The organism is Hyphomicrobium sulfonivorans (assembly GCF_013306565.1).
Lineage (GTDB): Bacteria > Pseudomonadota > Alphaproteobacteria > Rhizobiales > Hyphomicrobiaceae > Hyphomicrobium_A > Hyphomicrobium_A sulfonivorans.
In genome coordinates, this window is the sequence record NZ_PZPO01000001.1 from 274,857 (window position 1) to 293,644 (window position 18,788).

Annotated in this window: 18 protein-coding genes and 1 pseudogene; 3 read left to right on the forward strand and 16 right to left on the reverse strand. The window is 61.9% G+C overall.

Annotated elements, in window-relative coordinates; all coding sequences use genetic code 11:
• Nucleotides 1-85: 85 nt before the first annotated feature.
• Nucleotides 86-913 (reverse strand): 3'(2'),5'-bisphosphate nucleotidase CysQ, encoded by an 828-nt coding sequence (gene cysQ / locus C6Y62_RS01230; RefSeq protein WP_068460561.1) that lies wholly within the window; start codon nucleotides 911-913, stop codon nucleotides 86-88.
• A 307-nt stretch (nucleotides 914-1,220) separates the two neighbouring features.
• Between cysQ and chpT the strand changes: the two genes are divergently transcribed.
• Entirely contained in the window at nucleotides 1,221-1,862 is a 642-nt protein-coding gene (gene chpT / locus C6Y62_RS01235) for a histidine phosphotransferase ChpT (RefSeq protein ID WP_173952477.1), read from the forward strand.
• A 560-nt stretch (nucleotides 1,863-2,422) separates the two neighbouring features.
• Here chpT and C6Y62_RS01240 read toward each other — a convergent pair.
• The 11 genes and pseudogenes from C6Y62_RS01240 to panB form a co-directional block, all read right to left on the reverse strand.
• A complete protein-coding gene (locus C6Y62_RS01240) occupies nucleotides 2,423-3,448 on the reverse strand; it encodes a prolipoprotein diacylglyceryl transferase (protein WP_173952478.1) in 1,026 nt (341 codons plus the stop codon).
• 138 nt (nucleotides 3,449-3,586) lie between these two features.
• Nucleotides 3,587-3,919: a hypothetical protein gene (locus C6Y62_RS01245; RefSeq protein WP_068460567.1), complete on the reverse strand. Its 333-nt coding sequence runs from the start codon at nucleotides 3,917-3,919 to the stop codon at nucleotides 3,587-3,589.
• 279 nt (nucleotides 3,920-4,198) lie between these two features.
• The gene (locus C6Y62_RS01250) at nucleotides 4,199-4,498 is read right to left on the reverse strand and encodes a hypothetical protein (RefSeq protein WP_173952479.1); all 300 of its coding nucleotides are present in this window, start codon (nucleotides 4,496-4,498) and stop codon (nucleotides 4,199-4,201) included.
• Nucleotides 4,499-4,665: 167 nt separating this feature from the next.
• Nucleotides 4,666-4,878 carry a cold-shock protein gene (locus tag C6Y62_RS01255; RefSeq protein ID WP_068460571.1) on the reverse strand — a complete coding sequence of 71 codons (213 nt, stop codon included), beginning with the start codon at nucleotides 4,876-4,878 and terminating at the stop codon, nucleotides 4,666-4,668.
• A gap of 221 nt (nucleotides 4,879-5,099) precedes the next feature.
• The gene (locus C6Y62_RS01260) at nucleotides 5,100-5,969 is read right to left on the reverse strand and encodes a 23S rRNA (adenine(2030)-N(6))-methyltransferase RlmJ (protein WP_173952480.1); all 870 of its coding nucleotides are present in this window, start codon (nucleotides 5,967-5,969) and stop codon (nucleotides 5,100-5,102) included.
• Between the two features lie 282 nt (nucleotides 5,970-6,251).
• The gene (locus C6Y62_RS01265) at nucleotides 6,252-6,734 is read right to left on the reverse strand and encodes a DNA polymerase III subunit chi (RefSeq protein WP_068460575.1); all 483 of its coding nucleotides are present in this window, start codon (nucleotides 6,732-6,734) and stop codon (nucleotides 6,252-6,254) included.
• A gap of 561 nt (nucleotides 6,735-7,295) precedes the next feature.
• On the reverse strand, nucleotides 7,296-7,580 hold the full coding sequence (locus C6Y62_RS01270; RefSeq protein WP_173952481.1) for a hypothetical protein: 285 nt from the start codon (nucleotides 7,578-7,580) through the stop codon (nucleotides 7,296-7,298).
• 147 nt (nucleotides 7,581-7,727) lie between these two features.
• A complete protein-coding gene (der, locus tag C6Y62_RS01275) occupies nucleotides 7,728-9,089 on the reverse strand; it encodes a ribosome biogenesis GTPase Der (RefSeq protein WP_173952482.1) in 1,362 nt (453 codons plus the stop codon).
• A gap of 278 nt (nucleotides 9,090-9,367) precedes the next feature.
• A complete protein-coding gene (locus C6Y62_RS01280; RefSeq protein ID WP_338074314.1) occupies nucleotides 9,368-10,693 on the reverse strand; it encodes an outer membrane protein assembly factor BamB family protein in 1,326 nt (441 codons plus the stop codon).
• Between the two features lie 76 nt (nucleotides 10,694-10,769).
• The gene (locus tag C6Y62_RS01285; protein ID WP_173952484.1) at nucleotides 10,770-11,618 is read right to left on the reverse strand and encodes a tetratricopeptide repeat protein; all 849 of its coding nucleotides are present in this window, start codon (nucleotides 11,616-11,618) and stop codon (nucleotides 10,770-10,772) included.
• 329 nt (nucleotides 11,619-11,947) lie between these two features.
• Nucleotides 11,948-12,760 (reverse strand): annotated as a pseudogene (panB, locus tag C6Y62_RS01290) (3-methyl-2-oxobutanoate hydroxymethyltransferase); the annotation flags it as partial.
• A gap of 316 nt (nucleotides 12,761-13,076) precedes the next feature.
• Here panB and C6Y62_RS01295 point away from each other — a divergent pair.
• Complete coding sequence (locus tag C6Y62_RS01295; protein ID WP_173952486.1) at nucleotides 13,077-14,810, forward strand: L,D-transpeptidase family protein; 1,734 nt, start codon at nucleotides 13,077-13,079, stop codon at nucleotides 14,808-14,810.
• Nucleotides 14,811-14,937: 127 nt separating this feature from the next.
• Here the strand turns inward: C6Y62_RS01295 and C6Y62_RS01300 are convergent, their stop codons facing one another.
• From C6Y62_RS01300 to C6Y62_RS01315, 4 genes are all read right to left on the reverse strand, one after another.
• Complete coding sequence (locus tag C6Y62_RS01300; protein WP_173952487.1) at nucleotides 14,938-15,519, reverse strand: NnrU family protein; 582 nt, start codon at nucleotides 15,517-15,519, stop codon at nucleotides 14,938-14,940.
• A 71-nt stretch (nucleotides 15,520-15,590) separates the two neighbouring features.
• Complete coding sequence (locus C6Y62_RS01305; RefSeq protein WP_173952488.1) at nucleotides 15,591-16,511, reverse strand: 50S ribosomal protein L11 methyltransferase; 921 nt, start codon at nucleotides 16,509-16,511, stop codon at nucleotides 15,591-15,593.
• 1 nt (nucleotide 16,512) lies between these two features.
• A complete protein-coding gene (locus C6Y62_RS01310) occupies nucleotides 16,513-17,325 on the reverse strand; it encodes a TrmH family RNA methyltransferase (RefSeq protein ID WP_173952489.1) in 813 nt (270 codons plus the stop codon).
• Nucleotides 17,318-18,256: an RsmD family RNA methyltransferase gene (locus C6Y62_RS01315; RefSeq protein WP_173952490.1), complete on the reverse strand. Its 939-nt coding sequence runs from the start codon at nucleotides 18,254-18,256 to the stop codon at nucleotides 17,318-17,320. The genes C6Y62_RS01310 and C6Y62_RS01315 overlap by 8 nt, the downstream gene beginning before the upstream one ends.
• Nucleotides 18,257-18,416: 160 nt before the next feature.
• Here C6Y62_RS01315 and C6Y62_RS01320 point away from each other — a divergent pair, with 160 nt between their 5' ends.
• Nucleotides 18,417-18,629: a hypothetical protein gene (locus C6Y62_RS01320; RefSeq protein WP_173952491.1), complete on the forward strand. Its 213-nt coding sequence runs from the start codon at nucleotides 18,417-18,419 to the stop codon at nucleotides 18,627-18,629.
• Nucleotides 18,630-18,788 lie beyond the last annotated feature (159 nt).

Below are 18,788 nucleotides of genomic sequence, written 5' to 3' on the forward strand. Positions count from 1 at the left end.
GCGCTGATAAGCGCGCGTATCACAGAACAAACTCGTGCAACGGAAAGTTCGCAAAAGTGTGGCCACAGCGCGCTGTAGCGTGACCTTATTGCGGCACCGACAGCAAAGGCTCGCGCCCCCACGCGATGAAGTGCGGATTGGCATAACCCTCAGCGCTCTTTCCATAGGAGAGCGGTTCGCCATCGAGCGTGGTGACACAGCCGCCCGCAGCGTTGAGTATCGCCTGCCCCGCCGCCGTATCCCACTCACTGGTTCGGCCAAGGCGCGCATAGAGATCCGCCTCGCCGCGCGCGATGAGACAGAACTTCAGCGACGAGCTTGCGCGCTTCTTTTCGGTGATCGGCAACTGCTGCAGAAATTCATCCGTATTCTGCGCAGCGTGCGAGCGGCTGGCGAACGCCACCAGCGCAGCACGATCGGGCTCACGCGTTGCAAGCCGCGTCAGGCTGCAGGACGCAAGCGTCGCGTTGCTGTCGTCGGGCTTGATGTGCGCTTCGAAAGCTTCATGCGGAGTGAGCGTTGCAAACAGCTCCGAACTTGCCGGCGCATAGATGATGCCAAACACCGGACGATGATCGACAACGAGCCCGATGTTGACCGTGAACTCGGGGCTGCCGCTGATGAAAGCGCGTGTGCCATCCAACGGATCGACCAGAAAGAACGTGCTGCCAGTCTCAGGCACCCGCCCGGCCGCAACCTCCTCCTCGGCAATCACCGGGATGCCCGGCGCCACCTGACGCAGAGCCTCGATGAGCACCTTTTCAGCTTCCTGGTCGGCAACTGTAACCGGCGTTCTGTCGGCCTTGGTCTCAACTTCGACGCCGGACTTGAAGTGAGACATTTCAATACGTCCGGCGGCGAGAACGGCGGGCAGCAATGCCTCGACCAAGCCGCGGTATTCCTCTAGCTTCATGAACCGCTCGTACCTTGATTCGCTTGTCCGGCTCCGCGCCGTTGGGTTGCGGTCGGGATGCGGGATGGATGCCACTGCTGCTTCGTGGACAGGAGTAACAGCATAACCGGGCATACGTTTGCATGACGTTGCGGCGCGTGTAACAGAAGGCAAGAACACTTCGCAAGCGGCCAATACCTGCTGGTTGTACCCTCAGGCTGTGCTCGCGGATGCGAAATCGCCCTTCGTTCGCCCAACGGCCGTGCACTTTGGACAGCTGTAACCGCTGTGTCATGCGGAACCGCGAATTTTCACTTAGGGGGCATTGATGGGCGAGCGCGCCAATCCGACCGACCTTGAACTCGCTGCACTCATCTCCAGCAAAATCTGCCACGACGTCATCGGCCCTGTGGGCGCCATCTATAATGGCCTTGAGATCCTCGATGAGGATGACGATCAGGAAGCCAAGAATTACGCGCTGGACGTCATTCGAAACGTCACTGAACAGGCCTCAGCACGGCTCCAGTTCTGCCGGTTCGCCTTCGGCGCCGCGGGCTCAGCAGGCGCGATCATCGACCTCGGCACCTGCGAACAGATTTCACGCGGCTTCGTTGGCAAGGGCAAGCACACGCTGGTGTGGAAGGTGACGCCCGGCCACATGCCCAAGGACAAGGCCAAGCTGCTGCTGAACCTTGTCGCCAGCGCCATCACCGCTCTGCCGCGCGGCGGCGAGATCGACGTGCAGATGGCTGGCACGATGGAGAAGCCGAACTTCCTGCTCCGCTGCAAGGGCACCAACGCACGCGCTCCGCTGCACCTGACGGAATTCATCGCTGGCGAAAACGCGCCGCCGCTCGATGCGATGACGATCCAGCCCTATTACACGTGGCGACTGGCGGCTGCGGCCGACATGCTGCTGGCCATTCTGCAGGACGGCGACGACATTCTGTTGTCGGCGAAATCGACCTGACGGTGACGCGCCGACAGGCGGATTAATACCGAACTGGATGCTGTGACCCGTCGTTGCAGACGCTTTTTAGTTCGCCCGACGCGGATCGAGATCATGAAAGCCGCCCTCACTCTCGGGGCGGCTTTTTCTTGTGCAGTAGCGGCTGGCGCCGCGCGAGCGGCCCTGTGTGCGTCTGACGAGCGTCGTTAATGAGACGACAGGTCAGCATGCGCGGACACATGCGACCCTTCTAGCAAGCCCGACGGATGTCGGAACTGCGTCAGCTTTCGTTTGTGCATCCACGTTTGGTGATGGCACGGCCACAAATCTGCGTACGTCTGCTCGCAGGTTGAAACTTGCGTAGGCTGCTGGTGCCTGTTGGTGGGAGGCGACGACGGCCATTCAATCAAGCATGGCAAAACGCTGTCGCGGCCTTCGCCCCAATACAGTCAAACTAGCCGCGCGATGCAGCGTAGCCCCAAATAAAAAACGCCCACCCTCAGTCGAAGGCGGGCGTTTGAAATCAGAGGTGTTCAGCTCAGCCATACGACCGGTGATGACCCTCACCGTAACGCGCTAGCTCACTGAGCTCCTGCATCGGCAGCCTGATCAAGAGGCGGCACGGAGGCGGAAGCATGACCGTGCTTCTGGCTGGCTGTGCTGGCCGCAACCGCAGCGGCAGCAGCTGCCTTGGCCGCATTGGCAGCGGTTTCGGCAGCCTGGGCAGCACGTTCAGCGGCGGCAGCAGCAGCGGCAGCGGCCGATGCGGCGGCAGCGCGATCCTCAGCCGAAGGCACGGCGGAAGCCGGCGCTGCAGCAGGAACGGACGGGGCATTGACAAGGCCAGCACCGCTCTGCAAGGCGCCAGTTTCGACCGCAGCTGCTACGGGCACTTCCGGAACAGCGATGGCCGTAGCGGTGGCAACTGCCGGCTGCACCAACTGCTGGGCTACTGCGGGAGCAACATCATCCAGAGGCTGCCCCCCAACCGCAGCAGCTTCCGCCGGCGGCTGCTCGGGCTCGCTCACAATCACGTCGGCAGCGGCGTGGGCTTGGGATGCATCGGCTGCACTTTCTGGCGCAGCGTCAGCGTAGGTCTCGGATGGCGCAGGCTCATCCTGCTGTCCGGCAGCGTCGGCCTGGACAGCTTCATCGGCCGAAGCGTCATGGTCGGTTGGAGTGCCGGCAATTGCGGCTGCGGTCTGGGGAGCTTGCTCGCCAATCGCTTCAGCTTTGCGCACCGGCGTGCCGGGATGATCGCCACCCTCTTCGCCGGTAGCGGACTGCTGACCGACCTTGCCGGCATCGCCGCCCCAGCAAACGGTGGCGCTGGCGGTGCAGGTGTATTCATCGAACAGAATGACGTCGATGAAGAGCTCACAGCTGACGCTCTTCTTGCCCGTCGAATAGTTGGTCACGCCATTCTGGGAAGCCCATTCGGAGATGTGCTTGTCGAGTAAGTTCTTGGCGTCGTTGGTCGGCCCCACCTTGCCGTAGTCGTTGACAGTGAAGCCAAATTTTTTGCAGGCGGCGTTAGCCGGCGTCGCGAGTGCTGCAACGGTGCCAAGGAACACCGTAGCTAAGGCGAGTTTAGGCTTAGCATGCATTGAATTTGTCCCCCGTAGGCGCAGAAACCTGTCCCGAAATTACAAAGCGTTATACCGGGGGCCGCAACCCCTTACTAGGCGACGCCCCAGCAAACATGTGTAAGGACAATTGCAGTGCAGTACATGCTGTGCACTGCATCAGTTCATGTATGGTGAATTGCCACCATTGGGGCCGATTCCGGAGTCGAAAAAGAAGCCGCTATCGAACGGACCGCCCGGCGTCTGCTTGTTGATCGACGGATCGATGTAACCGCCGTAAAGCGCGAAATAACGGGCGATTTCTTCCGGCGTAGAGCTACGCTCGACAGCGTATGCGCGGCTACGGGGAGCACGGCGCGCGCTCTTCTTTGACTTCGAGTATTCGCCAGCATGGGCACCCGGAGCGACGTACTCACCGGCACCCGACAGAGTGGCCAGCATCAGGAAGCCGGCGGCAGCGCAGACCCCCACGCAGATGCGAGAAAGGCTCATGATTTTAAGTCCTTATCGTTCTAACCACCCCAATGTGGGCCTCAAGATAGCCGAAAACACTCCGCCAGCGCGCAATTCCCGACCTGGGACGGCTTTTTTGGCGAACGTGTCACCCGACAACCACGCTTGCTAGCCCTTCGCTGCCGCACGATCCGCCTCCGACAGCGTCGAAAGTGGCCATGGCACGGCATGGGCCATCGATATCATGACCTTGATTCGGCGACCGATTCGTTAACGAAAGAAAAAATCCCGTACCATTTTGATACGGGACCCTTTTCGTCAGCTTGTTTTGCAGATGGTGGAAGTGCCCCGGCAGTTGTAGCCCATGCCACCCGGCGAACACTTGTAAGCGGGCGTGCTGACGCGATAGCCCGGCGTCGCGCCGCTTGCCATGAAGGCTGCCCAAACACCCCAGTCGAACGACTGCAGGATTGCTTCCTTGACCTGAAACTTGGCGCCGTCGACGGTCGTAGCGGTCCCGGACGCTGATTTCTTGAAGCATTTCGCTTCCGCGTCACCGGAAAATCCGGCGCACAAAACGGCAAGAGCCAGCGCGGCCCCAAAGGACAACTTGCGCATCGTCAGTTCTCCATCATCACCTACAACATCAGGTTGGCGGAGATTGCCTCAGGCGCGCGCCCTTGCCCATGGCCAGCGCGCGCCCAATCGAGATTGGTCGGGGATCCGTTGCCATACGGTGACGCTCCAAAGGCCTGAAGCGCCAGAGGATGCCGGATAAGTCAGCGTCAGGAATATTGGAGATTTACGGCCTTGGGGCCCTTGCCGCGCTTGTCGGGCTCGGTTTCAAACGAGATGCGCGCGCCTTCGTCGAGATTTGGAATACCAGCGCGTTCTACTGCCGTCACATGGACAAATACATCTTTCCCGCCGTCATCGGGAGTAATGAAGCCATAGCCCTTCTGGGCATTATAGAATTTCACAGTGCCGCTCTGACGCATCGCGAAATCTCCTGCGTGTAATCGTGAAATAAAAAAGCGCGGCCCATCAGGGTCCGCGCCATGAAATGCTCGGGTAACCATTCGCAATGCGGGGAAAATAAGCGCGGGTAGATCGACATGCGCGCCACGATCTCAATGCTAACTTCCGATTCCGCGGGGACGACTGTGCCCCAAGCGCGCGAAGTATCAGTGAAATTTATGGGGTAGGCAAGCTTTGGTGGTTATTTTTGTCGCACCCTAACGCGATCGTTACCGAGATCGTCATAATTGAAGTGCGCTCCGGCGCCCTGCGCCAGAATTTTCACCAGCTCCGGCATTAAACTCTGCAGGATTCCGCCGAGAGTGAACGGCGCATTGACGATGACGAGGCCGGCACCGTTCAAGCGTGTTTCATCGGCGCCGTCGCGGATCATCACCTCAAGCGCGACGGCTCTGGGCAGCTCCAGCTCGGTAATGCGTCGGCGGAATTCATCCACCGGACGCCGCTCCTTGATTGGGTACCAGAGCAGGAACGTGCCCGCCGCAAAGCGACGTAGCCCCTGCTGCAATGCCTTGATCAGTCGATCCAGCTCGCCCGGCACTTCGAACGACGGATCGACCAGCACAACGGCCCGCCGTTCCGGCGGCGGCAACAGCGACTTGACGGCTGTCCACGCATCCAGCCCCATGACCTTCACCTGCCGATCGCGGGCGAACAGATCCTCAAGCGTGAGCCGATCCTCAGGATGGAGCTCGTTCAGGATCAGGCGATCCTCACGGCGGATAAGATCGCTGGCGATGATGGGGCTGCCCGGATAGCGCAGCATCTCGCCCTGCGGATTGAGGGCGCGCACGCAATCCAGATACGGCGCCAGAACCGCGCGGTTTTCCGGCGTCAGGTCAGCGCGCATCAGACGGCCAATGCCGTCGCGCCACTCACCGGTTTTGTGCGCCTCGATGGCGGTGAGGTCGTAAAGCCCGATGCCCGCGTGCGTATCGATAACGCGAAACGGCGCTGGCTTCTGTTTCATGTATTCGAGCACGAGCGACAGCACTGCGTGCTTGATCACATCGGCAAAGTTTCCGGCATGGTAGGCGTGGCGATAATTCATGGGCTCACGCTTCGGCGTGCCCGCGCAGACTGTCAAGGCAATTAGGCTCTGACTGTCGCGGACATGCCCATCTGCATTCTTCTGCGCCCGGGAGCATAATGAGGCTGGGGCAGATCCCGACAGTTATCGCGATGATAGTGCGCGGTGGCGAGAGGTGCGCAACAGTCTGCGCTCGGCGGCCGGCTCTCCGAAGGAGAGTCCCCGAGCGCGACAAACAACCATGGCCGGCTCCGCGAAGCGGAGTCGCTGGCGCCAAGGAAAAAGAAGCCCGAGCAAAGGGCCTCACGCCTTGCGTTCCCACTTGCCGCCGCTGCTCTGCTGCCAATAGGTGACGGGACATCCTGCACCCTTGGCCGCTTTCCATTGGCCGCGCGCAATCTGCACCGCGTCGCTGTCGTTGCCATCGAACATATAGACGATGCGCACAAAGCCGGAAAACGCCTCGGCCTCGGCGCCATCGACCAGAAAACGCACGCCTGCTCCGTTCGGCGTTTCGCCCGTGGTGGTGAGATAGACCGGCTGGTCGGCGGCATGGCCATCCTTCGCGGTGCCGTGCGGAACAAAACTGTCGTCGCGAAACGTCCACAACGCCTGATCGATAACCGCCAGCCGTTCCGCCGACCCGGCCTGCACGACAGCGCGCCAGCCACGTTCCAGCGTCTTCTCGACCAGCACCGGCAGCACCTTCTCAAGCGGCTGCTGCTCCAGATGATAGAACAGCACTTCCGTTGCCGGCGCTTTGTCCGCTGCTGCCTGATCGGTCATCTTGAAAACCTCACGCCCAAGCCGATGCCGACGTTCCGCTTAGCGTCATGTCCATTGCACTAACGGGGCACCAGCGGGACGAAAACGCATCACGGCATGCACGTCAAACGCAACCGACATGACATCGTGTTCATGATCGCATCTCTGACGAGAGCGCACAGCAGAGTTGCTGCGCTGCAAAGGCAAATTACCCTTGCACCTTCTAACCCTCTTTCCTACTTATGAAAGTCCGGAACGGCGCCAGACGTGCGGCTGTCGTCCGTGTGGACGGTGAGCTAGGCAGCATCTTCGGGTTCGCTGCCGCTCCCGTCCGCTGAATATTCACACCCGCTCACACAGACCGGCTCATTCAAACCGGCTCAATCCATGTCCTGAGGAAGACGCGCCGCCTGGCTGCAGGCGCTAACGCATTGCCTGCTGTGATCTGGCGTGGTCGGTGCGCTGGTGCTGATCGCTTAGCGATCCGGCGCGCCCGACAAACTTGCAGGGCGCGCACCTTGTTATTGCTGTCAGATTGCGGAGCGGATTGCGCCCCGAGCCGCGCGTGACGCGGCGGCCGCATTACTTCTTGGCCAGATAGCGGCGCGGCACCATGCCGGCATCAACCAGCGCGCGCACGCAACGCGGCGACAGTGACTTGCGCTTCGACGTCATGCAGCTGCGCAGTTCCGGCGTGCCGATGGAGTAGGCAGCGCACAGGCGATAGTAGTCGCGCTCGCAAGCGGAGTTGACCTTCGCCGTATACGCATCAGCCGGAGTGGCGAACGCTACACCGAAGACTGCCGCCGCGCACGCAACGACCGCGCAGAAAACCGGGCGCACCCGGCTGTGTGAGCTCCTGTACATTGGTCCCTGTTCTCGTTTTTGAGTTTGTCCCGGGCTCACTGCCCGCGCGCCTGCTTTCGTCCCCGCCACAGCCACGCGAATCAAAGTTAACGCAGGCCCTGCCGTTAGGCCAGTAACAGCACAGCACGCTGGCTCAAAAAAGTGCTCTCAGCGCTTATGCTTAGCATAGGGATTTTCACCCTTGCGCAGATTGAGCCGCACCGGAACGCCGGGAAGCTTGAACGCCTGACGCAAGCTGTTGGTGAGATAGCGCAAATACGATTTGGGCATTTCCTCCGGGCGCGTACAAAACGCAACGAAGGTTGGCGGTCGCGTCGAAGGCTGCGTGATGTAACGGATCTTGATGCGCCGCCCACTAACCGCTGGCGGCGAATGGCGCGCCAGAGCTTCTTCCAGCCAACGATTGAGATCCGCTGTCGACACGCGACGGTTCCAGGTGTCGTAGGCTTCAAGCACCGCAGCGGACAGTCGCTCGACACCCTTGCCGCTCAACGCCGACAGCGTCACCAGCGTAACGCCCGGCACCTGCGCAAGGCGATCGTTGAGCGTTTCGCGCAGCGCCTTCAGCGCCTGCTGCTTGTCTTCAACCAGATCCCACTTGTTGACCGCGACGACAAGCGCGCGTCCTTCCTCAGCGATACGATCGCCGATCGTCAGATCCTGATGTTCGAACGGGCGCTCAGCATCGACCAGCAGAACAACCACCTCGGCGAAACGAATGGCGCGGATGGCATCCGATGCACTCAGCTTCTCGGCCGTTTCGGTGATCTTCGCCTTGCGCCGCAATCCTGCGGTATCGAACAGGCGCACCCGGCGACCGTGCCATTCGACATCGCTGGGAACGGAGTCGCGCGTCAGCCCGGGCTCAGGCCCGGTGATCATGCGCTCTTCGCCCAGTATCGCGTTGACCAACGTAGACTTGCCTGCATTCGGCCGCCCAACGATAGCGACGCGGATCGGCCGTTCAGTTGCGGGCAGCGGCTCGGCCGCATTCTCGCGGTCTTCCTTGAGGCCCAGCGCCGACAGCATCTCGACCATCAGATCGCCAAGGCCCTCGCCATGCTCGGCGGAGATCGCGACAGGCTCACCGAAGCCAAGTTCGAAGGCAGCGTAAAAACCGTCTTCGCCGGCGCGGCCCTCACACTTGTTGGCGACGAGGATGACGGGACGGCCTGAATTGCGCACGACGCGGGCGAACGACTTGTCATCCGGCGTGATGCCATCGCGAGAGTCGATGACGAACAGCACCAGATCGGCTGCCATCAATGCCGCTTCGCTCTGCTGGCGCATACGTTCGGCAATCGAGCCGCGCTTGGCCTCTTCCAGACCGGCGGTATCGACCAGCCGGACGGGGTGACCGCCGATGTCGGCCTGTTCCTCGCGCCGGTCGCGCGTGAGGCCTGGCATGTCGGACACCAGCGCCGAGCGTGTGCCGGTCAGGCGATTGAACAGGGTCGACTTGCCAACGTTGGGGCGGCCGATAATGGCGATGACGGGTTGTGACGACATGGGGAACTCGGCCGGCCGAAGGTTTGATTGAAGGGCTGCGCGGGCGCGCATGCTCCCGTGCTTATGGCGTATTCGCTGCCATCAGCATAGCCGGACCGCCCGTTCAGATACGTTAAGCCTCAGATCGGCCGTCAGCGCCGGTGCTGGAGCGAGGGGAGCGGCGCAGGCTTGCGAGGGGAACGCAGACGACATACGGCGCTATGCATGGGACGTGCGCAGCCGCATCAGTTGCATCAGCCAGTGCCGCAGGGTTTGGAGGCGTCGCGCTTTCGCGCCGATCAGTTGATCGCCAGCAGATTGGCCTTGTCGGTCAGCACGTACATGCGGCCCTGGGCCACGACCGGCGCGATAAACACCGGCTGGCCGAGCTCCTTCTGGGTCACGATGCGGCCGGTCGTTGCCTCAACACCCACCAGCGCGCCACCGGCAGAGGTGAGCCACAGCGTTCCGCCGGCCAGCGTCGGCCCCGCCCACGGCCCGTTGCCGGGCAGCTTCACGGTCCACTGCGTCTTGCCGTCGTTGCGCGACAGGCCCATCAACTGACCCTGAGTATCGACGACGAACACGCTGCCGCCCGCAACCCACGGCGTCTGAATGCTCGGGATATTTGCGGTCCACAGGCGCTCGCCGCTATCGGCGTGGGTAGCGACCATACGGCCGGCATGTCCGACGGCGAACACGATCCCACCATCGATGGCAGGGCGTGCCGCGTCGCTCATGGATGCGATCTGCGAGGTCGTGCGCGTGCGGGCCAGATTCTCCGACCACAGCGACGTGCCGTCCGAAATGCTGAGCGCCAGCAGGTCGCCCGATGGATAAGGGACCACCACCACGTTGCCGTCGACGGCAGGGCTGGCATTGTTGATCAAGCTGGCCTGCTGCGGCAGACCGCGCACCGACCAGAGTTCACCGCCGTCAGCACCGGCCAGACAGAAGAACCGTCCATCAAGGGCAATGACATAGACCCGGTCGCCAACCGCTGTCGGTGAGGAGCGGATAGGCGCCTCAAGCTGCTTTTCCCAAATGGCTTTGCCGGTTTGCGGGTCGAGCGCGACTACGTTGCCGAAGCCGCTGGCCGCATAAAGCCGGCCGTTGTCGATCGCCAGGCCGCCGCCGAAGCCGCCGCCATCTGAGCCACCGCCAAGTCCGAGCGAGAACCAGCTACCGCCACCGCTTTCGCGCTTCGGCTTCAGAGAGGTGCGCCACAGAGACGAGCCGGAAGTGGAGAATGCGCTGACGTTGCCTTCGGCATCGAGCGCGTAAATGTTGCCGCCATAGATGATCGGGCGCGCGGTGAGGCGGCCGGAACCGCTGGACCCTGTGCCCGCATTCGCTGTCCAGGCGGTATTGGTACCGCCGTTGAAGGCAAGATTACCCGGCGCGTTGCTGGGCTCGCCGCCGGGCTGGCTCCAATTGTCGTTGATACGCGGCGCCGGCAGCGTGATCGGCGTGAAGGCATCGGCCAGTTCGGTCGTCTCGGGCCCCTTGGGCGCCATGACCGGAACGCGCCGGCCGGGAAGAGGCACCTGCTTTTCAGCAAACGGATTGAGGTCGCCCAGCTTGGGCAGCGAGGGGCCATCGCCCGCACAGCCGGAGAGCAGCACGATGGAGCAAATCCCTGCTCCCGCCCAACAGCTCCGGTGTAGCCAGTCCCTCATGTGCCCCCGCTTGGCCTTCAGCTCAGTCTTTTTTGGCCGGTTCTGATGGCGATGTTGCACCCTCTGATGGCGTTGGCGTGGCAGCCGAAGACTGATCAGCATTTTCCGCAGCCGGTGCCACTGCCGCAGGCTTGGCCTCGTCGGCGGCCTTTTCACCAGCTGCCGGAGCGGCCGGCTCAGCCGTGTCAGCCTTCTTGCCGCTGGCAGCCAATTCGCCAGCTGCGATCTCAGCCATGATGATCTGCGCCCGGGTAGCGATGCTCTCCGGCACTTCCTGCTCAACAAACAGAGGCGTCAGCAGCGCACGGGCGTCGGTGAACTTACCGGCGCGGAATGCCGCCAGGCCCAGCAGCTCACGGGCGCTGTAACGCCACGGCGCCCCCTCTGCCATGAGCGGAGTGAGGCGGTTTTCCAGCTCGGCGAAATCGGCATCATTTAACCGCAGACCAGCAGCCTGCAGCGTCGCGAAACCGCGCAGAACCGAATCAGCCTGACCGTCAGTAGCGAGGCGCTCAAATGTTTTCAGAGCATCGGCGCGCTTGCCGTCGCGATACTGCGCTCCGGCGAGTTGCAGCAGCGCCAGTGCGCGATAACCACCCGATCCATCGGTCGCCAGCTTGTCGAAGTCCTGCTGAGCCTCGACGTCTTTCTTGTCGGCCATCTGGCGCAGCGCGGCTTCATAGCGGGCGCCGGAATCATAGGCCGCCGATATGCGCTGGCTTTCCCAATACTTGTAGCCCAGCACGCCCAGCACGATCGCCACAGCACCGGCGATGAAAAAGGTGCCGTAGTCCTTCCAGATCTTTTCGAGGCGTTCCCGCCTCAATTCCTCTTCGACCTCGCGGAAGAGACCATCGTCCTGCTGTGACATCGCTCGCTCTTTCAGCCTTGCAATCTGGCACGTTCATCGTCGGGCGGCTCAAAAAGGCCGTCGACAGGCGCATACATACCCCACGAAGCCCCCCGCGCAAGTCATTGTCGGCACTTACACCGATCAAGTTGCGCGCCAAGGCCGCTGCGGAAGCTCCGCTAAGGGGTTTTAATCCTTTTGGACGTCGTCCGACGCCCGCCCTCCATCCGCTTGAGCCCACCACCGCTATCAGCGCCGGTGACCTCATCCGCAGTACGCGTGCCAGTGTCAGCGGTTGCTCCGCTATCCTTGGTGGTCGCGCGCCGGGTCTTGGAGGGAGTTCCGTCGATCATGGAATAGGTGTGTTCCGGCGTCGGGAAGGCGCGGGTGCGCACATCGTGGGCGTAATCGCGGATTGCGTCCTCGATCACCTCGGCCACCTTGCCGAACTTCTTGACGAAACGTGGCACCCGGGGGCTGAGCCCCAGCATATCTTCCATGACGAGAATCTGGCCATCGCACGCGGGTGAAGCGCCAATGCCGATGGTCGGCACCGGAACGGAAGCGGTGATCCGCTCGGCCAGCGGCTCGGTGATGGCTTCCAGCACGATGGCAAATGCACCGGCTTCAGCCACCTGACGGGCGTCCTCCTCGATCGAGACCCATTCCTCTTTGGTGCGCCCCTGGGCCTTGAAGCCGCCAATCACATTCACGGACTGAGGGGTAAGGCCGATGTGCGCCATGACGGGGATGCCGCGCTCGACGAGATAACGGATCGTCGGCGCCATGCTCTTGCCGCCCTCGATCTTCACCGCGCCGCAGTCGGTTTCCTTCATGACGCGCGCGGAATTACGGAACGCCACCGCCGGGCTTTCCTCATAGGAGCCGAACGGCATGTCGATAACGACCAGCGCATGACGGGCACCACGGACCACTGCACGACCGTGCATGATCATCAGCTCGAGCGACACCGGCACAGTGGTTTCGAAGCCATGCATCACCATGCCGAGACTGTCACCAACAAGCAGGAAATCGCAGTGCTTGTCGGCGATGGCCGCGGTATGCGCGTGATAGGCCGTGAGGGCGACGATCGGATCGCCCCGGCGCTTCATCGCTGCAATGTCAGGCGCCAGCAGGCGCTTTGTGGTGCTGTGTACGGACATCTATCGAGAATACACCCTTTAAGGATCGCCGTCTTTGAATTTAGGGACGATGGCTCAAGTCGCTAACCACTCCCGCCTCGCCGTCTTCAACTCCAAACCCGGCTTTTAACCACCAGGCTGGCCCATCTGGTGTCGATCTGGCCCGTTTCCAAGCCGGTTGGGCTTGTTTGCCTTAGATTGTTATTTGAAAAAACTTCTAATTCATAAGCTTGCTAACGGAACCTTAGTCTTAAGATCATCAAATTGGGGCACCATTCGACAGTAACGTCAAATTTCTGCATTGGGGGTTCCCTTGCACACGTTAGCCATTTCCAGCATGAGCGTTTGGCCCCGCGGGCTGCGCCTTTCGACCGCCACCGCATTCGTCGTCGGCGGCCTTATCGTTGCCGCTACGCCAGAGCGCGCTGAAGCGCAGTTTTATCCCTGGGGCGGCTGGAGCAATGCCCAGCCCTGGCAGCAGCAAAAACAGCCGCGCCGGGTACGCCGGGCGCCACGGCAGTACGTTGAGCCCACCAACGAGAAGCCCACGGCCGCGCTGCCCAAGCCCAGCGGCCCGCTGGTGATCGTGGTATCGCTGAACCGCCAGACGCTGACCGTCTATGACGACGGCAAGCAGATCGCCAGATCGCCGATTTCGAGCGGTAAAAGCTCCAATCCGACGCCCACCGGCGTATTCTCAATTCTTGAGAAGAAGCCGCGTCACTTCTCGAACCTGTACAATGGCGCGCCGATGCCATTCATGCAGCGCCTGACCAATTCGGGCATCGCTTTCCACGCGGGCGAACTGCCGGGCTATCCGGCGTCGCACGGCTGCATCCGACTGCCGTACAGCTTCGCGCGCAACCTGTTCGACATCACTGAGGTTGGCGCACGGGTTATCGTCAGCAATGACGACCTGACCCCGGTGCAGTTCAACAGCCCCGATCTCATCAATCCGCTGCCGGCCGAAGTGGCCCACGACGCTGCGGGCAACGCGATGCAGACGGCTTCAGCCGGCGGCGTTTCCGATCTGTTGATCAGCCGGGCCAACGCGGCCACCGCTTCGCAGACCCTGACGCGGGGCATGGCCGCTTCGTTCCGTTCAAATGAGCGTGACCGCCTCGCCAAGGGCGTGATGGAAGCCGAGAACGCCAAGGCTGCCGCCGACGAGCAGGTTGCCGCTGCCGCTAAGGCTGTGCAGGACGGGAAAGAGGCCATCAAGACAGCGCGCGCCGAAGATGCGCGCCTAGCCAAGGTTGTGGGCACCACAGCCGCCACCGCTGCCAAGGAAACCAAGAGCTTCAAGGCCCTGACCGCCCGACTGGCGAAGATTGACCCCAGCAAACTGGATGCAGAAGCGCTGGAGAAGCAGTCTGCCAACGAGCTTGCCGAAGAAAAGAAGATGGTTGATGCCGTCAACGCGGCAGCAGCCGCCAAGAAGGCAGCAACGGAACAGGCGGCTAAGACGAAGCAGGCCATCGCCGACGCAGCGGCACTTGAGAAGGCACGCAAGATTGCTGCCGACGACGCCAAGCAAGCCGAAACGGTTGTGGCCGACGCCCGCAAGGCGCTGGCTGGCGCAGACGCCCTGGAACAGCGCAAGGACATGCCGGTGTCGGTATTCATCAGCGCAAAGACGGGCCGTCTGACAGCCAAGCTTGGCTTCGTCGAAGTGATCGACACGCCAATCACGATCGCCGACGAAGGCCAGCCGCTTGGCACGCACGTCTTGACAGCCACGCACTTCACCGAAGGCGATCGCAACTTGCGCTGGAACGCGGTGACGATGAGTCCGAACTCGTCAACGCCGGCCTACTCAACCCGCAAGAAGCGCCGTCATCTTGACGAAGAGTATGTTCGCAGCGCCGGCTACGATACCGATCCCGCGCACGCGCTGGAGCGCATTGAGATCCCGCACGACGTCAGCGTGAAGCTGGCTGAGCTGATGAAGCCGGGTTCCTCGTTTATCATCTCCGACTTCCCGCTGAGCCGCGAGACGAGCGAACGTACGGAGTTTGTCGTAGAACCGTGGCGCAGCCGCGCTGATAGCTCGTTCTATCGCTATTACTGATAGCCGGATCGTCCGCACAACGACTGTGGCCGATACAGCTGAACCGCACAAATGAAAACGCCGGATGGGTGACCCCATCCGGCGTTTTTTAGCAGGCGAGCCCAGCAGGCAGCGGGCAGATGGAATTTCACGACAGCGGCGAGACGCCGATCACCATCTGATGCAGATAAAGCAGGATGACCGCATAGAGCGCCGTGCCGATCACCACCACAAGAATGTCGTTGCTCCACGGTCCGGTGCTGCCGCTGAAAACGCCGGTAAGCTTACGGCGCTTGATGATGATCCGCTCATAGACTGCGAAGGCCAGGAAGCTGCCGAACAGCACCAGCGAGGCCAGATCGCCATTCGCGATAAGATGCGCCAGCGCCCAGGCCTTGATTGCAACCAGCAGCGGCTGCTTCAGCGCGGCGCTGATGTGCGAACGGAAAAACGCCGCCACAAATGCAATCATGGCCGGCAGCATCAGCGCCAGTGCGATGTGACGCGTCCAAACCGGCGGATCCCACAGCACGGGGTTCTTGCCCGGATGGAGCTGCAGCTTGTGGAAGCCCAATACGATCAGCGCCAAACCGATCAGCGACATTAGACCGAAGGCGATATGATAACCGCGCTTACCGAAGCGCGTGATCAACCCGTTCTTCAGATCTACATTCAGCGGCACAAGATGGGCTGTGAAAAACACCAGCAGCCCGATCACCATCACCAGCATGAGACCCCTCCCCAGGAATTCATTCCATCAACACCGCCCCGCACGTCGTGGCACCGCGGGCCGGGTTGCACTTACGGCAGATAACCGTTGTCGAGGTTCAGCGATTGCTGTGCAACCTCTTTTCCATTCGCGTCGACATGCATTGCCGCCCACGCAACATGCGTTCCCTCCTCATGGGAGGTATGGGACTGCAGGACGGCGTGGATCGTATCACCGCTCTTGGCCGCAATCGGTGACAGCAGCGGAAAATAGAGCTGCTCCCAATGCGTCGGCGGCGCATCCGGGGCGGTTGAAAGCGTGATGCCCGGCACCAGCTCCACATCCCACCAGACGACGAAGCCATAAACGGTTGCGTCGTCGGCAAGCTGCCAGCTCACCTCACCGGCGCGCGCGCCATCGGCGTCGGAGCCAAGCTCGACGGTATCCCAGACCTGCGCCGCCAGCAGCTCATCCGGCTTCAGCGTACGCACATAGATGTTGTTGAGGCTCATGGTGCGGGCGATCGACATATCGAAGCCGGTCTCATCCCACACAGCGAACTCGTTCTGGATGCGCGGCGCGATCACCGGCGCGACGTACTGCACGATGCGCTGCGGGATCATGACCCCGCCCGGCTTCAGAAAGCGCGCCTTTGCGTCCGCCAGCGTCTCGATGATGTGCTCTTCCAACGCGTAGTTGCCGAGCGTTTCCGAGACGATCACATCGACCTGCGGTGGATCTACCATCTCGGTGGAATGGCACGGAATGAGATGACAGTTCTGCGCGCCGTTGGCCTCGATCAGTGCTTCCGCCACCGCGCCGACTTCGGCAACCTCGTAAAGATAGACATCGCGCGCGCCGAGTTTGGCTGCCATCAGCGCCAGCAGGCCGGTTCCAGTGCCGATGTCCGCGACAGTCGTTTCGCCCTTGCGGATTACGGATGCCAGCGCCTTCTGGAACGCTTCATTGCGCGGACGGTCCGCGATCAGCGTACGGTGATATTCAATGCGCATGTCAAAGGCTCAGGTTGGGGCCGCGGATCTGATATAGAACGAGGGCGGTTGCAACGGCGAGGTTGAGAGAGTCGAGTTGCCCCGCCATCGGAATTTTGACGAGGCGTGTGCAGGCTGCGGTCAACTGCGGTGACAGGCCGGGGCCTTCGCTTCCCATCGTCAGCAGAACCGGTGCGCGATAGGAAACGGTGCGGAAATCCTCCGCGCCTTCCAGATGCGTGCCGACGATGTCGCCACGCCAGCCGCCGAGCCAATCGATGAAGGCAGCACGTTCGGTGCGCACCAGCGGCACAGCAAACACCGATCCCATCGTCGCGCGCACGCATTCGTGCGAATAGGGATCGCAGCAATTGCCGATCAGCATGATGCCCGCTGCGCCAACGGCATCTGCGGTGCGGATGATGGTGCCGAGGTTACCGGGATCGCGCACTTCTTCCAGCGCCAACCACACTTCGCCATCAGAAACCTTCACTGCGTTCGGAAGAGGCTGCCAGCGCTGCTGGAACACGCTGAGCATGTTCTGCGGATTGTCCTTCGAGGACAGCTTGCCGAGCACCGCTTCCGAAACTTCAAGGCACTCGACGCCGGATGCCAGCGCCCACGCAACCAGTCCCTTGGCAACACCCGACCCCGCGCTGCCGGAACGAAACACCAGCGTCTGCGGTGTGAAGCCGTTGTCGCGCGCCGTGATCAGCAGCGATGTGCCTTCGGCCACGAACAGCCCGGTTTCCTTGCGCGACTTACGCATCTCCAGCGCGCGGATGGCCTTGATGCGATCGTTCTGCAGGCTGGTAATGGGTTTGGGTTCAAGCATTGGCAGCGCCAGTCCAGCGTGTGAACAGCGACGCCGGCACCGCTCGCGCATCCGGTGCACCGCCCTCTTCGCGGATTGCAAGCTCGCCCGTCTGGAAGGCACCGCCGCGTCCAGCCAGCACTTCGCGGCAGAGCTGGTCGAACGCAATCGTTGACGCGCGGATGGCGTAAACTGTCAGCACCAGCGAGGCAGCGGGCGCCAGCAGCGCCGCGCAGTCGCGCATCAGCGGCGGCAGGCTGGTGAACAGATCCCACACCTCGCCTTCAGGCCCACGCCCAAACTTCGGCGGATCGACGAGAATGATGTCATAGGTTTTGCCGCGCCGTACTTCACGCGCAACGAACTTCGCCGCATCATCCAGTATCCAGCGGATCGGCGCCGCGCCGAGCTTCGACGCAGACTGATTTTCCTTGGCCCAACTGATGGCCTTCTTCGACGCGTCGACATGGGTGACGTGTGCGCCCGCTGCCGCTGCGATAAGAGACGCCGCGCCGGTGTAGGCAAACAGGTTCAGCACACGCACCGGCTCATCACCCGCCGCGCGCTTGCGCTCCTCGATGCGTTCCAGCATCCATTCCCAGTGCGGCATTTGCTCGGGGAAAAGCCCCATGTGGCGGAAACTGGCCAGACGGCAAATCATCGTCGCCGTACCGACCTGCACCGGCCAGCTTTCCGGCACCGGCTTGTCGATGCGCCAGCGTCCTTTGTCTTCATCGTCATCACCGGCAAACACGGCATTGGCGCTACGCCAACGGCTTTCCGGCGCGCGCGGCGTCCACAATGCCTGCGGTTCAGGGCGATCAACCACCACCGAACCAAACCGCTCCAGCTTGCGCCCCGCACCGCTGTCGATCAGCGAATAGCCGCCAAAGCCTGCCGTTTCGATGAGATCAAGATGCCGGAGCTCGGATGGTTCGTGCGAAGTTTTCATAGTTGCTGTCGGCTTCCTTGGCACCGCGTTAGGCTAAACCACTATTAACCGCACACGGATGTTCCGCTTCAGGTGGGAACGCAGCATGCTGGATCGCTCTAACGTGCAGCGTTCTAGCACCGCTGCACTTCAATCTGCGTAAGCAGCATGGAGGTATCCCATGACAACGTGCGCATGCGGCAATTGCCAGTTTTTCGACACGCAAGGCAAGATGACGAGACAAAAAAACCGCGATTCCGGCCTGTGCCGGTTCAATCCGCCCATGGCTCAGGCGGATGCGGGCGAGCCCGCAGTCTGGCCGCGCGTTGATTCGCGCGACTGGTGCGGACACTTCGCTGTCACCGTCGAACGCTTCATGACGGCCGCGGAGTAAGCCCGAAAAGTTGCAAGCTTAAAGCGCGGTGCGAGAGGCTTTTGAACCTCTGCGCGCCGCTTTGCTTTGTTTGTTGCGCTCGGCGACTCCGCTTTGCGGAGCCCCCAATCAGCACTGGCGGCCGGCTCCCCGCAGGGAGTCCGCCGGTGCAAAAAAGCG

Excerpts from the sequence above, each read along its gene's own strand:
- cysQ (WP_068460561.1), bottom strand. The coding sequence starts at position 913 with ATGAAGCTAGAGGAATACCGCGGCTTGGTCGAGGCATTGCTGCCCGCC.
- chpT (WP_173952477.1), top strand. The coding sequence starts at position 1,221 with ATGGGCGAGCGCGCCAATCCGACCGACCTTGAACTCGCTGCACTCATC.
- C6Y62_RS01240 (WP_173952478.1), bottom strand. The coding sequence starts at position 3,448 with ATGCATGCTAAGCCTAAACTCGCCTTAGCTACGGTGTTCCTTGGCACC.
- C6Y62_RS01245 (WP_068460567.1), bottom strand. The coding sequence starts at position 3,919 with ATGAGCCTTTCTCGCATCTGCGTGGGGGTCTGCGCTGCCGCCGGCTTC.
- C6Y62_RS01250 (WP_173952479.1), bottom strand. The coding sequence starts at position 4,498 with ATGCGCAAGTTGTCCTTTGGGGCCGCGCTGGCTCTTGCCGTTTTGTGC.
- C6Y62_RS01255 (WP_068460571.1), bottom strand. The coding sequence starts at position 4,878 with ATGCGTCAGAGCGGCACTGTGAAATTCTATAATGCCCAGAAGGGCTAT.
- C6Y62_RS01260 (WP_173952480.1), bottom strand. The coding sequence starts at position 5,969 with ATGAATTATCGCCACGCCTACCATGCCGGAAACTTTGCCGATGTGATC.
- C6Y62_RS01265 (WP_068460575.1), bottom strand. The coding sequence starts at position 6,734 with ATGACCGATCAGGCAGCAGCGGACAAAGCGCCGGCAACGGAAGTGCTG.
- C6Y62_RS01270 (WP_173952481.1), bottom strand. The coding sequence starts at position 7,580 with ATGTACAGGAGCTCACACAGCCGGGTGCGCCCGGTTTTCTGCGCGGTC.
- der (WP_173952482.1), bottom strand. The coding sequence starts at position 9,089 with ATGTCGTCACAACCCGTCATCGCCATTATCGGCCGCCCCAACGTTGGC.
- C6Y62_RS01285 (WP_173952484.1), bottom strand. The coding sequence starts at position 11,618 with ATGTCACAGCAGGACGATGGTCTCTTCCGCGAGGTCGAAGAGGAATTG.
- C6Y62_RS01295 (WP_173952486.1), top strand. The coding sequence starts at position 13,077 with ATGAGCGTTTGGCCCCGCGGGCTGCGCCTTTCGACCGCCACCGCATTC.
- C6Y62_RS01300 (WP_173952487.1), bottom strand. The coding sequence starts at position 15,519 with ATGCTGGTGATGGTGATCGGGCTGCTGGTGTTTTTCACAGCCCATCTT.
- C6Y62_RS01305 (WP_173952488.1), bottom strand. The coding sequence starts at position 16,511 with ATGCGCATTGAATATCACCGTACGCTGATCGCGGACCGTCCGCGCAAT.
- C6Y62_RS01310 (WP_173952489.1), bottom strand. The coding sequence starts at position 17,325 with ATGCTTGAACCCAAACCCATTACCAGCCTGCAGAACGATCGCATCAAG.
- C6Y62_RS01315 (WP_173952490.1), bottom strand. The coding sequence starts at position 18,256 with ATGAAAACTTCGCACGAACCATCCGAGCTCCGGCATCTTGATCTCATC.
- C6Y62_RS01320 (WP_173952491.1), top strand. The coding sequence starts at position 18,417 with ATGACAACGTGCGCATGCGGCAATTGCCAGTTTTTCGACACGCAAGGC.